The following is a 12,963-nucleotide window of genomic DNA, read 5'->3' as shown; positions in this document are numbered from 1 at the left end:
TGACACTTTGAGCGTCCGGCGGCGGGCTGCTTCGGCGCGCTGTAGATTCAGCGCGTGCTCCCCCCGTACGTGGATCTTCGTCCGATCGGCAGATGCAATCTGAGCTGCCCTTTTTGCTTCGGACCACGCCACGAAATGCCCACCATGCGGCGTGCGGAGGCACTCCGGATCGCCGGCACGCTGCGGCAGGAGGGGGTGCAGGGAGTGGTGATCTCGGGGGGCGAGCCCACCCTGCTGCCGTATCTCGGGGACCTCGTCCAGGAGTTGAGCGGCACGCACCCGGACGGCGGAGCCCCTCCCCGGGTGGTGCTGAGCACGAACGGACTCGCCCCGCTGAAGCTCATGGAGCGCGTCCTGCCGGGGCTGTCGTGGATCGCCCTGCCGGTGGACTCGGCGGACGAGAAGGAACACCGGGAACTCCGCAAGGGAGTCGCGCCGCACAGGGAAAGAGTGCTCGGCCTGCTGAAGGAAGTCCGGAAGAACCACCAGCAGGTCAAAGTGAAACTGGGGACCGTCGTCACCCGGCGCAATGTCGCCGGAGCCCCCCGTGTGCTGGATCTCATCGAAAAGGCCTGCCTCCCGGACGTGTGGAAGGTCTACCAGATGTCCGAGACCAACTACGGTGCGGACAACGCCAGTTGGCTCTCCCTCGATGACGACCGGTTCGAAGAGGTGGTGGCTCGCTGCCAGGAGGCCGCCGACGAACGCGATGTCACCCTCCGGGTCTACCGGAACGCCGACCGGGCCGGCACCTACTTCTTCATCGACCCGGACTGCCAGGTCGTCGTCATCGAGGCGGGCGAGGAACGGCGGCTCGGCGACTTCTTCGACCTGGTGCGGGACGACGCGACTGGCCCCGCCGGTCTGGTGCAGCCGTTCCGCAACGCCGCCAATTTCGTCGGAACCTATCCGCTGGAACCGAAAGGGCAGTCATGACGACGGCACACGTACGCGTGGGAGTTCAGGCCATCGTCCGCTCCGGCGAGCGTGTGCTGCTGGGGCTGCGGGCCAACACCTTCGGGGCCGGGAGCTGGGGGCTGCCCGGGGGGCACCTGGAGGTCGGTGAGACGCTGACCGGTGCCGCCTGCCGGGAGCTGGAGGAGGAGACCGGCGTGCGTGCCCGGGACGCCCGGGTCGTGTGCGTCACCGACCCGGACCCGGCGGCCAACCACCACATGCAGGTCGGCGTCGAGATCCCCGACTACACGGGTGACATCCGGGTGCGGGAACCCGACCGGTGCGAACGCTGGGAGTTCTGGCCGCTGGACGCCCTGCCCACGCCCCTGTTCGTGGGATCGGTGGACGTGCTGAACAAGGTCAGGGACGGGGCACTTCTCCCCTCCTGACACTCGCCCGCATCCGCACGGAGGCGAGCGCCCCCATCTCCGAGCGCAGCGCGGCCTTGTGCTGCTCCTGGTTGGCCTCGAACTCGGCCCAGGTGCTGGACAGTTCCCACTGCGCCCGGAACTCCTCCAGACTGTCGGCGTAGTACCGGCTGTCCTTGCGGAACTCCACCTCGAACACGCTCATCCCCCGTCGCGTCCGGCGCTGCGGATTCGACGTGATGTACGGCTCGAAGAAGCCGACGTTCGAGGTGAGCAGCGTGGACCCGCTGACGTCCAGCGAGGTGATCCGCAGCTCGATCAGATCCGGGTACATCGACTTGAGCAGCTTGTACGACTCGACCACGGGCAGGAAGGTGTTGTTGTACGACGGGCTGCTCTCCACCAGCTCCACGATGTTCTGGTAGTTGCCCGGCTCGGCACCGGCGTCGTGCGGCATGAAGGCGGCGAGGCTGTTCCAGGGGCTGCTGATGACGACGTTGAAACGGACCCCGCGCTCCAGTGCGTCCTTGACCCGGCCGTAGAAGAGCCGTGTCTCCTCCAGGAAGTAGGAGGCGCCGGCGTGGGCGATGAGCCGGATGATGCCCGTCTCCTCCTCCAGCGCCCGGCGTTTCGCGTCGTTGCGCTCGGTGTTCTGGTGGGGCTTGTACACCTTCTGGATGTGGTACGGGAGTTTGTCGTCCGGGGTGATGGCCGCCCGCATGTCCGCGAGTTCGTCCTGGAGGATGTGCGTCTGGGGATGCTCCTGGCCGAGGTCGGGGGAGGCGACGGCACGGGTGGCGGCGGTGAGGAAGGCCTGCACGGCGGCTTCCGTGCGCTCGTTGGCCCGGCCCTCCCAGCCACCGGCCGCGGCGAACTCCGTGGCGGCCAGGGTGGCTTGGGCGATGATCGTCTCGCGGTGCTCCAGACCGAGCGTCACCTGCGCGGTGACGTGGAGGAGTTCCAGCTGGGCGAGGTTCTCGAGGCTCGGGTCCGCGTCGTGGCGGGCCGCGGCCAGGGCGACGCGGGCACCGAGGGCCCGGGCGTGGTCGCCGCCCTCGCTCTCGACGAACCGCGCCACCGACTGGTCGAAGCTCTCCACCGCGTTCTGGAGGTCCTGCTCGTCGCCGGAGGCCCTGGCGAGGTCGAGGCGGACCCGGTCGGCGGTCAGCCGGGTCTCCAGGTCCTTGTCCTGTTCGTACTTGAGCGAGTCGAGCGCCTTGTTGGCCCAGATGCCGGCCGCGTCGGGGTCGCCGAGCTGAAGGCTCACCACGCTCAGGTTGGCGAGGATGGCCGGGACCTCGTAGGTCTCGTACTCGTGTGCGCGGGTGAGCGCGCAGTCCAGTACGGCCATGGCCCGCACCAGGTCGCCCTGTTCGGCGAGCAGGGAGCCGAGGTGGTTCCAGAGTTCCGGCTCCCGGTAGACCACCTGGTCGATCTCGGAGAGCCGCATGGCGCGCAGGGTCGTGTCGGTCAGGTCCGCCGCGGCCTTGTCGAGGCCGAGCGCCAGCAGCAGTTCGACGAGGTGGGCGTACCGGGCGATCCGCTCCGGCTCCTCCTCCCACACGGCCTGTCCGCTGCGCAGGCGGTCGACGTAGCCGATGAGCGCCGCCTCGGCCTCGCGGGCGGTGGCCTGCGCGGTCGCGCTGTCGTCGTCCCTTTCCGCCTTTTCCTCGGCGACCGATATCGCTTCGTCGAGGTCACTGATGTCGTTCATGGATCAGTTTCCTTCTGGCGGACGCTTCGTACGCCGGTTCGGGTCGGTCCTCGTCCAGCGTGGGCGCACGCTTCCGTAACCGCGGTCGTGCAGCACCTGGTGGGCCCGGGTGCGTTTCTCCGCTTTCCGGCCGCCCGTGACGTCGTCGAAAAGCCGGAGTGCCTCCGCGACGGAGATGGCGAAGGCCTCGTCGCTCTCCCGGGGAGGTGTGTCCCGGGGCTTCACCAGCAGGCCGAGGACGACGGGCGGGTCCTGGCGGGTCTCCTCGATGGGGCTGCCCGCGTACGCCTCCGGGTCGCGCAGGACGCGCTCGCAGCGCAGCCGCAGGGCCGTCACCTTGAGGTGGGGCCCGTCGTGGTAGACGGCGTCGGGCTCGACGACGCTGCCCGTCAGGGGCTTGGGGTCGACGGAGACGGTCGCCCGCCAGGCCTGTCCCTGCTGCGCCTCGCCGTAGGCGGTCGTCGCCAACGGGCCCGTGGTGCCGTTCAGTTCGAGTCGGAGCAGGGCCAGGTCCGACGGGGTGTTGCCCCAGACGATCTGCGCGGGGGTGCCGTCGCGCAGATGCAGCAGCGGCTTGGCCGAGAGGACGTCCTGTCCGAGGGCGTGCGCGGTGGTCAGCGCGAAGGGCCGGGCGATCCGCAGGCCGGACGCGATGCGTTGTCCCGCGAGGTATAACTCGATCAAATGCTCGTTCCGCGCCATGTCCGGCCCCCCGTCTGTTCCGCCGCGCGTTCCAGAAGTCTCACCCGGAACGAAGAGCGTTAATCGTGGTCAGGTTTCCGCGACGCCTTCTTTCCGAGGAGACGGCCCCTCCGGTGCCTCCATGGTGTGCGCCGCGCTCCGTGCACGTCGGCCAGGAGCAGTTCGAGGAGTTCGCTGTCGGCCTTCTCCGCCTCCTCGACGCGTTTGGTGAACTTCTTCCACAGGCCGTCCGCCTGGCTGGGGAGCCGGATCGCGGGGCCCTGCTCGTGCCACTCCTCCCAGGCCAGCAGCCACCGCTGCACGCCGTCGAACGACCTCTCGCAGGCCTCGCGCAGCCGCTCGGAACTGTAGAGCTCGATCCGGGCCGCCAGCGCGGCCGCGGAGTGCAGGGCCTCGCTGCGGACCCCCTCCAGTTCCGGGAGCTCGTAGGAGCGCCGGGTGTGGGCCCGCAGCTGCGCATAGGTGTGCACGGTGCTCATCAGGTCGTCGTACGTGGCCACCCTGCGGTCCCACAGCCGCCGCTCCCGCTCGCGCCTGGAGGTGGCGCGCTGGGTGAGCCAGGCGGCGCTGAGGGTGGCCGTCGCACCCAGCGACGTACCGATGATCGCGGCCTCTGCCGGTGTGATGCGCACGCCGCCATGATGCGGTGACGGCGGGGTGGACGGAACGCCTTCGTCGCCGTGCGCCTGCGGGAACCGCGCTCACTCCGGCGCGCTCTGCGTCCCCTCCAGCAACTCCCGCAGCAGGTCCGCCAGTTGGGTGGCCCGGTCCTCGGTGAGGGTGGCGAGGGCCTGGGTCTGGACGGTCAGGCCCGCTTCGACCGCCTCGTCGATGACGGACAGGCCCTTGTCGGTCAGGGTGACCTGGAGGCCGCGGCGGTCATGGGGGTCGGGGGAGCGGCGGAGCAGGGCGGCGCGTTCCAGCTTGTCGAGGCGGCCCGTCATGCCGCCCGTGGTGAGCATCAGCGTCGAGGAGAGCTGGCGGGGCGAGAGGGTGTACGGCTCGCCGGCCCGGCGGAGGGTGGCGAGGACGTCGAACTCGCCGCGCGAGATGCCGTAGGGGGCGTACGCCTTCTCCACGCGGTCGCCCATCGCGCGGCCGAGGCGGTAGATCCGCCCGAAGACCTCCATGGCCTTGGTGTCGAGGTCGGGCCGCACGGCCGCCCACTGGTCGATGATCGCGTCGACGGCGTCCTTGCGCTGTGCAGTCATGTGCCGAGTATCCGCGGGGTCTCGGTCGCCCGCAAGAAAGTGGCTTGCGGAAAAGTAGCTCAGGAGTAAGCTACTTGCCATCGAGCTAAGTAGGGTCTCGTGGCCGCTCTCACCCGGAAGGCACAGCTCATGAACCGCGCCTCCACCGTCCTCCTCACCGCCCTCGCCCCCGTCTCCTGGGGCACCACCTACGCCGTCACCACCGAGTTCCTGCCGCCCGACCGGCCCCTGTTCACCGGGATGATGCGCGCCCTGCCCGCCGGTCTCGTGCTGCTCGCCCTCGCCCGGGTGCTGCCGCGCGGGGTGTGGTGGGGGAAGGCGGCGGTGCTCGGCGCGCTGAACATCGGGGCCTTCTTCCCGTTGCTGTTCCTGTCGGCGTACCGGCTGCCGGGCGGGATGGCCGCGGTCGTCGGGTCGGTCGGGCCGCTGATCGTCGTCGGGCTGTCCGCGCTGCTGCTGGGGCAGCGGCCCACCACGCGGAGCGTGCTCACCGGTCTCGTCGCCGCGTTCGGGGTCAGCCTGGTCGTCCTCAAGGCGGCCGGCGCCCTCGACGCGGTCGGTGTCGCGGCGGCCTTCGCCTCCTCCGCCTCGATGTCCGCGGGCACCGTGCTGACCAAGCGCTGGGGCCGCCCCGACGGAGTGGGCCCGCTCGCCCTCACCGCGTGGCAGCTCACCGCGGGCGGCCTGCTCATCGCGCCGCTCGCCCTCCTCGTCGAGGGCGCCCCGCCCGCGCTCGACGGCCGCGCGGTCGGCGGCTACCTCTACCTCGCGCTGGCGAACACCGCCGTCGCCTACTGGCTCTGGTTCCGCGGCATCGGCCGCCTCACCGCCACCCAGGTCACCTTCCTCGGCCCCCTCTCCCCGCTGACCGCCGCGGTGCTCGGCTGGGCGGCGCTCGGCCAGTCCCTGACGCCGGTCCAACTGGCGGGCATGGCGCTGGCGTTCGGGGCGACGGTGGCGGGACAGCTGGGCGTACGGCCGGTGGCGGCACAGCCGGGGGTACGGCCGCCCGCCACCGGCCGGTCGTTCGGGTCCCCCGGGAGGAGGGGGACGCCGGAGGCGCTGCGGGACATGTCGAGGGCGTTGTAACGTCACACCGGTCCCGCGTTACGCAACTCCCGGAGGCGCATGTGGCCGCAGAGGTCTGCCCGGTGTGCGACAAGCCGCTCGCCGCGCGAGCCGGTCGCACCGGACGCGGCTCCGTCTACTGCTCCGCCGCCTGCCGGCAGAAGGCGTACCGGGCACGGCGCCAACCCGAGGCCCTCACCGCGCAGGGGCTCATCGACGAGGTCGGGCGCCGGGCCGGGCAACTGGTCCCGCAGCCCCCCGAGGCCCTCTATGCCCACGTGACCGAACTGGCCTCCTCCGTAGCCCAGTTGAAGCGCGTCGCCCGCATGGCACGGGACACCGCCGCGGAGCCGCGTGATCCCCTCCCGCCCGCCGCGGCCGCGGAACCGAGCGGTTCCGTCACACCCGCCCCCGTGACGGAACTCGACGAGAGCGACTTCGCCGCCCTGGCCGAGCAGCACCGCCGTGAGATCCAGGTGCACTGCTACCGCATGACCGGGTCCTACGACGAGGCCGAGGACCTGGTGCAGGAGACGTTCCTGCGGGCCTGGCGGGCGCGGGACGGGTTCCAGGGGCGGGCGAGCGCGCGGACCTGGCTGTACCGGATCGCCACCAACGCCTGCCTGGATCTCCTACGACGCACCGCGCGCCGCCCGCAACGCTACGAACCGGTGCCGGGCATGCACCACGGCGACGGCGAACCGCCCGCCCGCATCACCTGGTTGCAGCCCTACCCGGACGAAGAACTGCCCGTGTCCGAAAGGGAGTTGCCGGAGGCGGCCGGTGAATCCCGGGAGACCCTGGAGCTCGTCCTGCTGGCCGCTATCCAGCACCTGCCCGCCCGGCAGCGGGCCGTCCTCGTCCTGCGGGACGCCCTCGGGCTGACCGCCGCCGAGACCGCCGAGGCCCTGGAGACGAGCGTGGCCTCGGTCAACAGCGCGTTGCAGCGGGCCAGGCCGGCCCTGCGCGCGCACCTGCCCGGGGACCGCGCCGACTGGCGGTCCGCCGAGCCCACCCAGCGGCAACAGGCGGTACTGGAGCGGTACATGGCCGCCGTGGAGCGGCTCGACCTCGACGCGATGACCTCACTGCTCACCGAGGACGTCGTCCTCACCATGCCGCCGAACCCCTTCTGGTTCACCGGCCGGGACGCGCTCGTCGACTTCGTGCGGGTCAGCCTCGACCCCGCCTCCCCGGCCTTCCTCGGCCACTGGCGCAGCCTGCCCACCCGCGCCAACGGGCAGCTCGCCGTGGGCAATTACGTCCGCAGGCCCGGGACCAGCGTGTTCCGTGCGCAGGTCCTGGACGTCCTGCGGTTCGAGGAGGACGGTGACCGCATCGCGGAGATCACTTCCTTCGAGCCGCATCTCTTCCCCGCGTTCGGGTTGCCGCTGCGGCTCTGACGCTCCGCCCCGGCGAGCGATGAGTGTCCGGGGACTCGTGCGTCGGTACGGATGTCACATACGCACCCCTTCCAAGGAGCTCACCATGCTGCTCACCGACAAGACCGCGATCGTCTACGGCGCCGGCGGATCCATCGGCGGGGCCGTCGCCCGCGCCTTCGCCGAGCAGGGTGCGAGGGTCCACCTCGTCGGCCGGACCCGGCAGACCCTGGAGGCGGTGGCCGCCGACATCAAGAACGCCGAGGTGGCCGTCGTGGACGCGCTGGACGAGACGGCGGTCGAGGCGCACGCCGACTCGGTCGGCGACATCGACATCTCCATCAACCTGGTCACCCGCGGCGACGTGCAGGGCGCGCCCCTGACCGACATGGCCGTCGACGACTTCATGCGGCCGGTCACCGACGGCCTGCGCGCCAACTTCCTCACCGCCCGCGCCGCGGGACGCCGGATGGCCGCCCGGGGCAGCGGGGTCATCCTCGCCCTCAACAGCGGTTCCGCGCAGGGCAGTCCGATGATGGGCGGCACCGGTCCCGCGGACGGCGCGATCGACACCCTCGTGCGCAACCTGGCGATCGAGCTGGGGCCGCGCGGGGTCCGGGCGGTGGGGCTGTGGGTGGCCGGGGTGCCGGAGACGTTCACCGTCGAGAAGCTCGCCGCGGTCAACCCGGCGATCGACGCGGCCGCCGTCCAGGGCATCGTCGACCACCTGGCCGGGATGCGCATGACCCGCCGCAACCCCACGCTCGCCGAGGTGGCCGCCACCGCGGTGTTCCTCGCCTCCGACCACGCGGGCGGGATCACCGGCACGTTCGTCAACGCGACGGGCGGGATGGTCTCCGTCTGAGCGTGCGCCCCCGCCACCAGGTACGCGACCGCAGGAGGAGGGGATCACGTGCCCACCGAGACCGTGCTGCGCCCGCTGGACAAGAAAGGGACCTCTGGGGACAGTAATTCCCAGGGTGCTTGATCGGACCACCAGCGTTCGGAGGACCGGCGTGCGGACTTCGCTCTATCCGGCAGTCGACGAACTGGAGCGAAGGGCCCGCGCGTTGGTCCGCGCCGCCCCCGGCCTGCTCCGCCTGGAGGAGGTGGGACAGAGCCGGGCCGGCCGGCCGCTGTGGCTGCTGTCCGCCGGACACGCCGACCGGCACATCCTCGCGGTCGCCGGTGCACACGCCAACGAACCGGTGGGCGGGGCCTCCGCACTGCGCCTCGCCGCCCTGTTCGCGGGCCGGCCCGAACTGCTCGAACGGCTCGGCTGTGCCTGGCACTTCCTGCTCTGTCTCGACCCCGACGGGGCCCACCTCGCGCACGGCTGGCAGCCGGAGGAGCCGGAGCCCTCGCTGACGGAGTGTCACCGCGGTTTCTACCGGCCCGCGTTCGCCCGCCAGCCGGAGTCTTTGCCGCTGCCTCCCGGGGAGCCGCTCCCGGAGTCGGCCACGCTCGTGCGGATCCTCGACGAGCTGCGGCCCCTCGCCCAGTTCACCCTGCACGGCATCGAGTTCGGCGGCGCCTTCGTGATGATGACGCGCACCGTGCCGGGCGTCGCGGACGCGTTCCGCCGGACGGCGGCGCGGCTGCGCGTCCCCGTGGACCGGCACCCCGTCGACGGCCCCGACTGGCGGCTCGACCCGCCCGGCGTCCTGGTGCTGCCCGACGGTCATGGCGCGGGTGAGCGCGACCCGAGCGGGTTCGTCGCCGAGAGCACCTGGTTCCACCCGCGCCGCCACGGCACGGTGACCACCCTGATCGAGACCCCCGCCTGGGCGGTGCCCTCGGTGAGCGACGCGCGACCCGTGACCGACCCGGACCGTGCGGCCGCGCGGCTGGGAGAAGTGCTGCTGGGCCGGAGCCGGGAGCTGGCCGCCGTTCTCGGGACGCGGCTCGACGGGGCCGTACCGGAGGAACTGGCGCCGCTGCGGGACGCAGCGCGGGAACTCCTCGGGGTGGCCCCGTCGATCGTGGCGAGCTGGGCCGCGGAGGAACCCGGCCTGTTCCGCGGGTACTTCGCGACGCGGGGCATCTCCGCGCGTCGCATCCCGCTCCGGGTGGCGGCGATGGCGAGCCGCGCCCTGGCCCGCACCGACCCGCGGACCGTGGAGATCCTCGACGACCTGGTGCGCGAGTGGAGCCAGGAACTGGAGAAGACGTACGACCTGCGGTGGGTACCGGTGGCCGCGCAGACAGGACTGCACGTGCGGACCATGCTCGACACGGCCCGGCTGCTGTGCGATCGGCGCTGAACACGGCTGACCCAGTGGACGTGGGAGGCGGCTGACCGAGGCCGTCCGCCTCCCACCGTCCCGATCCCTACTGCTCCGCCTGCGCGTCCGCCGCCTGGGCCTTCAGCGCCCGCTCCACGCCCGCGCGGGACTCGGAGACGAGCCGGCGCAGAGCCGCGTTCGGCTCCGCCGCGGCCAGCCAGGCGTCCGTCCTGTCCAGGGTCTCCTGGGAGACCTGGAGCGAGGGGTACAGGCCGACCGCGATCTGCTGGGCGATCTCGTGCGAGCGGGACTCCCAGATGTCCTTGACGACCTCGAAGTACTTGTCCGTGTACGGCGCGAGCAGCTCCCGCTGGTCGGTCTGCACGAACCCGCCGATGACGGCCTCCTGGACGGCGTTGGGCAGCTTGTCGGACTCGACGACCTGCGCCCAGGCCTCCGCCTTCGCCTCCTCGGTGGGCCGCGAGGCACGCGCGGTCGCCGCGTGGCGCTCACCGGCGGCGGTCTTGTCCCGCTCGTACTCGGCGGCGATCTCCGACTCGTCGTAGCGGCCCACCGAGGCCAGCCGCTGCACGAACGCCCAGCGCAGCTCGGTGTCGACAGCCAGGCCCTCGACGACCTGGGACCCGTCGAGCAGCCCCTCCAGCAGGTCCAGCTGCTCCGGCGTACGGGCGGTCGCCGCGAACGCCCGCGCCCACGCCAGCTGGTGGTCGCTGCCCGCGGCCGCCGACCGCAGGTGCGCCAGCGTGGCGTCGGTCCAGCGGGTCAGCAGGGCCTCGCGGGCGGAGGGGGCGGCGTACAGCTCGATCGCCAGCTTCACCTGCCGGTGCAGCGACTGCACGACACCGATGTCGGACTCCTTGCCGATGCCCGACAGCACCAGGGACAGGTAGTCGCGGGTGGCCAGTTCGGCGTCGCGGGTCATGTCCCACGCCGACGCCCAGCACAGGGCACGGGGGAGGGACGACTCGAAGTCGCCCAGGTGCTCGGTGACGAAGGCCAGCGACTGCTCGTCGAGGCGGACCTTGGCGTACGACAGGTCGTCGTCGTTGAGGAGCACGACCGCCGGACGGCGCTTGCCGACCAGCTGCGGTACGGCCGTCAGCTCGCCGTCCACGTCCAGCTCGATCCGCTCGTCGCGGACCAGCTTGCCGCTGTCGTCGTCGAGTTCGTACAGGCCGACCGCGATCCGGTGCGGACGCAGGGTCGGCTCGCCCTTGGCTCCGGCCGGCAGCGCCGGGGCCTCCTGGCGGATGGCGAAGGAGGTGATGACACCCTCCGCGTCCGTCTCGATCTCCGGGCGCAGGACGTTGATGCCGGCCGTCTGGAGCCACTTCTGCGACCAGGTCCCGAGGTCACGCCCCGAGGTCTCCTCCAGCGCGCCCAGCAGGTCGGACAGCCGGGTGTTGCCGTACGCGTGGCGCTTGAAGTACACCTGCACCCCGCCGAAGAACTCGTCCATGCCGACGTAGGCGACGAGCTGCTTGAGGACGGACGCGCCCTTGGCGTACGTGATGCCGTCGAAGTTGACCAGCACGTCGTCCAGGTCGCGGATCTCGGCCATGATCGGGTGCGTGGACGGCAGCTGGTCCTGACGGTACGCCCACGTCTTCATGGAGTTGGCGAACGTGGTCCAGGAGTGCGGCCACCTGCTGTCCGGGGCGTACGCCTGGCACGCGATGGAGGTGTAGGTGGCGAACGACTCGTTCAGCCACAGGTCGTTCCACCACTCCATGGTCACGAGGTCGCCGAACCACATGTGGGCCAGCTCGTGCAGGATGGTCTCGGCGCGCATCTCGTACGCGGCGTCGGTCACCTTGGAGCGGAAGACGTACTGGTCGCGGATGGTGACCGCGCCGGCGTTCTCCATCGCGCCCGCGTTGAACTCCGGCACGAACAGCTGGTCGTACTTCTTGAACGGGTACGCGTAGTCGAACTTCTCCTGGAACCACTCGAAGCCCTGCCGGGTCACCTCGAAGATGGCGTCCGAGTCGAGGTGTTCGGCGAGCGAGGGGCGGCAGTAGATGCCCAGCGGGACGGTCTGGCCGTCCTTCTCGTACACGCTGTGCACGGAGTGGTACGGGCCGACGATCAGGGCCGTGATGTACGACGAGATCCGCGGGGTCGGCTCGAAGACCCAGACGTCGTCCTTCGGCTCCGGCGTCGGGGAGTTGGAGATGACGGTCCAGCCGGTCGGCGCCTTCACGGTGAACTGGAAGGTGGCCTTCAGGTCGGGCTGCTCGAAGGAGGCGAAGACCCGGCGGGCGTCCGGCACCTCGAACTGCGTGTACAGGTAGGCCTGCTGGTCGACCGGGTCGACGAAGCGGTGCAGGCCCTCACCGGTGTTGGTGTACGCCGCGTCGGCGACGACCCGCAGGATGTTGCGCCCCTCCAGGAGGCCGGGGAGCGCGATCCGGGAGTCCTGGAAGACCTCGGCGGGGTCGAGGGCGTCCCCGTTCAGGGTGACCTCGTGGACCGTGGGAGCGACGAGGTCGATGAAGGACTCGGCGCCGTTCTCGGCGACGTCGAAGCGCACCGTGGTCACGGACCGGTAGGTACCGCCCTCCTGCGCGCCGGAGAGGTCGAGATCGATCTCGTAGGACTCGACGCTGAGCAGCTTCGCCCGCTGCTGAGCCTCTTCGCGAGTCAGGTTTGTGCCAGGCACGCGGTCATCTCCTCGTTATGTGTGGGTTCGGCGGTTCGGTCATCCTTCCACGAACTGTCTCCGACGGTTCGAGGGAATACCCTGCGGTTTCGCTGGGGCTGGGAGGGTCGCGTCCGATTTCCGCCGGTCCTTCCCGGCCGGGAGCGCCAGCCTGGTCCCATGACGACCTACACCGCGCTCCCCATCGACTCGCAGGCGCTCAAGGAACTCCGCGTGACCGACGACGCCGGCCGCCCGATGTCCCCGGTCACGGACGAGGAGGGCGGGGCGCCCCTGAGGTGCTGTCTGCGCCGCAGTGCGCCGGGCGAGCGGATCGCGCTCGTCTCCTACGCCCCGCTGCGCCGCTGGGCGGCCGGGACGGACGCACGGCCCGGGGCGTACGACGAACAGGGCCCCGTCTTCGTCCACGCCGAGGAGTGCGCGGGACCGGACCTCCAGGGCCACCCCTTCGCCGACGCGCACCGGACCGTGCGCCGCTACTCCGCCGACGGCCACATCCTCGGCGGACGACTGGTCGACACCGTCACCGACGACGCCTTCCGCAACGCGTTCGACGACCCGTCCGTGGCGCTCGTCCACGTCCGGGCCGTCGAGTACGGCTGTTTCCTCTACGAGGTGCGCAGGCCCGGGGATTGACACATCCCGGGCCCCAC

12 protein-coding genes are annotated in these 12,963 nt (G+C 71.3%); 7 read left to right on the top strand and 5 right to left on the bottom strand.

Translation table 11 applies throughout. The annotated features are described in order from the left end of the window. Positions 1–54 precede the first annotated feature (54 nt). Both AC2XR2_RS15220 and AC2XR2_RS15215 read left to right on the top strand, forming a co-directional pair. Positions 55–936 (top strand): radical SAM protein, encoded by an 882-nt coding sequence (locus tag AC2XR2_RS15220; protein ID WP_491515308.1) that lies wholly within the window; start codon positions 55–57, stop codon positions 934–936. After that, entirely contained in the window at positions 933–1,346 is a 414-nt protein-coding gene (locus tag AC2XR2_RS15215; protein ID WP_330266888.1) for a nucleotide triphosphate diphosphatase NUDT15, read from the top strand. The genes AC2XR2_RS15220 and AC2XR2_RS15215 overlap by 4 nt, the downstream gene beginning before the upstream one ends. On the opposite strand, the gene AC2XR2_RS15210 is transcribed toward AC2XR2_RS15215, so the two are convergent. The 4 genes from AC2XR2_RS15210 to AC2XR2_RS15195 all read right to left on the bottom strand — a co-directional run bounded on the left by AC2XR2_RS15210 (position 1,318) and on the right by AC2XR2_RS15195 (position 4,952). Then, the gene (locus AC2XR2_RS15210) at positions 1,318–3,039 is read right to left on the bottom strand and encodes a hypothetical protein (protein ID WP_491515307.1); all 1,722 of its coding nucleotides are present in this window, start codon (positions 3,037–3,039) and stop codon (positions 1,318–1,320) included. The two genes, AC2XR2_RS15215 and AC2XR2_RS15210, sit on opposite strands and share 29 nt — an antisense overlap. 3 nt (positions 3,040–3,042) lie before the next feature. After that, entirely contained in the window at positions 3,043–3,741 is a 699-nt protein-coding gene (locus AC2XR2_RS15205) for a hypothetical protein (protein WP_449351261.1), read from the bottom strand. A gap of 59 nt (positions 3,742–3,800) precedes the next feature. Further along, the gene (locus AC2XR2_RS15200; protein ID WP_491515306.1) at positions 3,801–4,373 is read right to left on the bottom strand and encodes a hypothetical protein; all 573 of its coding nucleotides are present in this window, start codon (positions 4,371–4,373) and stop codon (positions 3,801–3,803) included. Between the two features lie 69 nt (positions 4,374–4,442). Beyond that, positions 4,443–4,952 carry a MarR family winged helix-turn-helix transcriptional regulator gene (locus tag AC2XR2_RS15195; protein ID WP_381302441.1) on the bottom strand — a complete coding sequence of 170 codons (510 nt, stop codon included), beginning with the start codon at positions 4,950–4,952 and terminating at the stop codon, positions 4,443–4,445. A 129-nt stretch (positions 4,953–5,081) separates the two neighbouring features. Between AC2XR2_RS15195 and AC2XR2_RS15190 the strand changes: the two genes are divergently transcribed. The 4 genes from AC2XR2_RS15190 (at position 5,082) to AC2XR2_RS15175 (ending at position 9,666) form a co-directional block, all read left to right on the top strand. After that, a complete protein-coding gene (locus AC2XR2_RS15190) occupies positions 5,082–6,041 on the top strand; it encodes an EamA family transporter (RefSeq protein ID WP_491518456.1) in 960 nt (319 codons plus the stop codon). Positions 6,042–6,082: 41 nt separating this feature from the next. Then, positions 6,083–7,423, top strand: a complete 1,341-nt coding sequence (locus tag AC2XR2_RS15185; protein ID WP_491515305.1) for a sigma-70 family RNA polymerase sigma factor — start codon at positions 6,083–6,085, stop codon at positions 7,421–7,423. An 85-nt stretch (positions 7,424–7,508) separates the two neighbouring features. Then, complete coding sequence (locus tag AC2XR2_RS15180) at positions 7,509–8,267, top strand: SDR family NAD(P)-dependent oxidoreductase (protein WP_491515304.1); 759 nt, start codon at positions 7,509–7,511, stop codon at positions 8,265–8,267. A 151-nt stretch (positions 8,268–8,418) separates the two neighbouring features. Next, entirely contained in the window at positions 8,419–9,666 is a 1,248-nt protein-coding gene (locus AC2XR2_RS15175; RefSeq protein ID WP_381302444.1) for a M14 family zinc carboxypeptidase, read from the top strand. A gap of 67 nt (positions 9,667–9,733) precedes the next feature. On the opposite strand, the gene pepN is transcribed toward AC2XR2_RS15175, so the two are convergent. Then, the gene (gene pepN, locus AC2XR2_RS15170; protein WP_491515303.1) at positions 9,734–12,310 is read right to left on the bottom strand and encodes an aminopeptidase N; all 2,577 of its coding nucleotides are present in this window, start codon (positions 12,308–12,310) and stop codon (positions 9,734–9,736) included. Positions 12,311–12,469: 159 nt separating this feature from the next. On the opposite strand from pepN, the gene AC2XR2_RS15165 reads away from it, so the two are divergent. After that, complete coding sequence (locus tag AC2XR2_RS15165; protein ID WP_381302446.1) at positions 12,470–12,946, top strand: DUF1203 domain-containing protein; 477 nt, start codon at positions 12,470–12,472, stop codon at positions 12,944–12,946. Positions 12,947–12,963 lie beyond the last annotated feature (17 nt).

The sequence above is a fragment of the Streptomyces sp. LS-MS-L19 genome (genome assembly GCF_058382285.1).
This window is presented reverse-complemented; position numbering and strand designations above follow the sequence as displayed.

What these genes read in the sequence shown, in the direction of transcription:
- AC2XR2_RS15215 (WP_330266888.1), top strand. Translation starts at nt 933, where the DNA reads ATGACGACGGCACACGTACGCGTGGGAGTTCAGGCCATCGTCCGCTCC.
- AC2XR2_RS15210 (WP_491515307.1), bottom strand. Translation starts at nt 3,039, where the DNA reads ATGAACGACATCAGTGACCTCGACGAAGCGATATCGGTCGCCGAGGAA.
- AC2XR2_RS15205 (WP_449351261.1), bottom strand. Translation starts at nt 3,741, where the DNA reads ATGGCGCGGAACGAGCATTTGATCGAGTTATACCTCGCGGGACAACGC.
- AC2XR2_RS15195 (WP_381302441.1), bottom strand. Translation starts at nt 4,952, where the DNA reads ATGACTGCACAGCGCAAGGACGCCGTCGACGCGATCATCGACCAGTGG.
- AC2XR2_RS15190 (WP_491518456.1), top strand. Translation starts at nt 5,082, where the DNA reads ATGAACCGCGCCTCCACCGTCCTCCTCACCGCCCTCGCCCCCGTCTCC.
- AC2XR2_RS15180 (WP_491515304.1), top strand. Translation starts at nt 7,509, where the DNA reads ATGCTGCTCACCGACAAGACCGCGATCGTCTACGGCGCCGGCGGATCC.
- AC2XR2_RS15165 (WP_381302446.1), top strand. Translation starts at nt 12,470, where the DNA reads ATGACGACCTACACCGCGCTCCCCATCGACTCGCAGGCGCTCAAGGAA.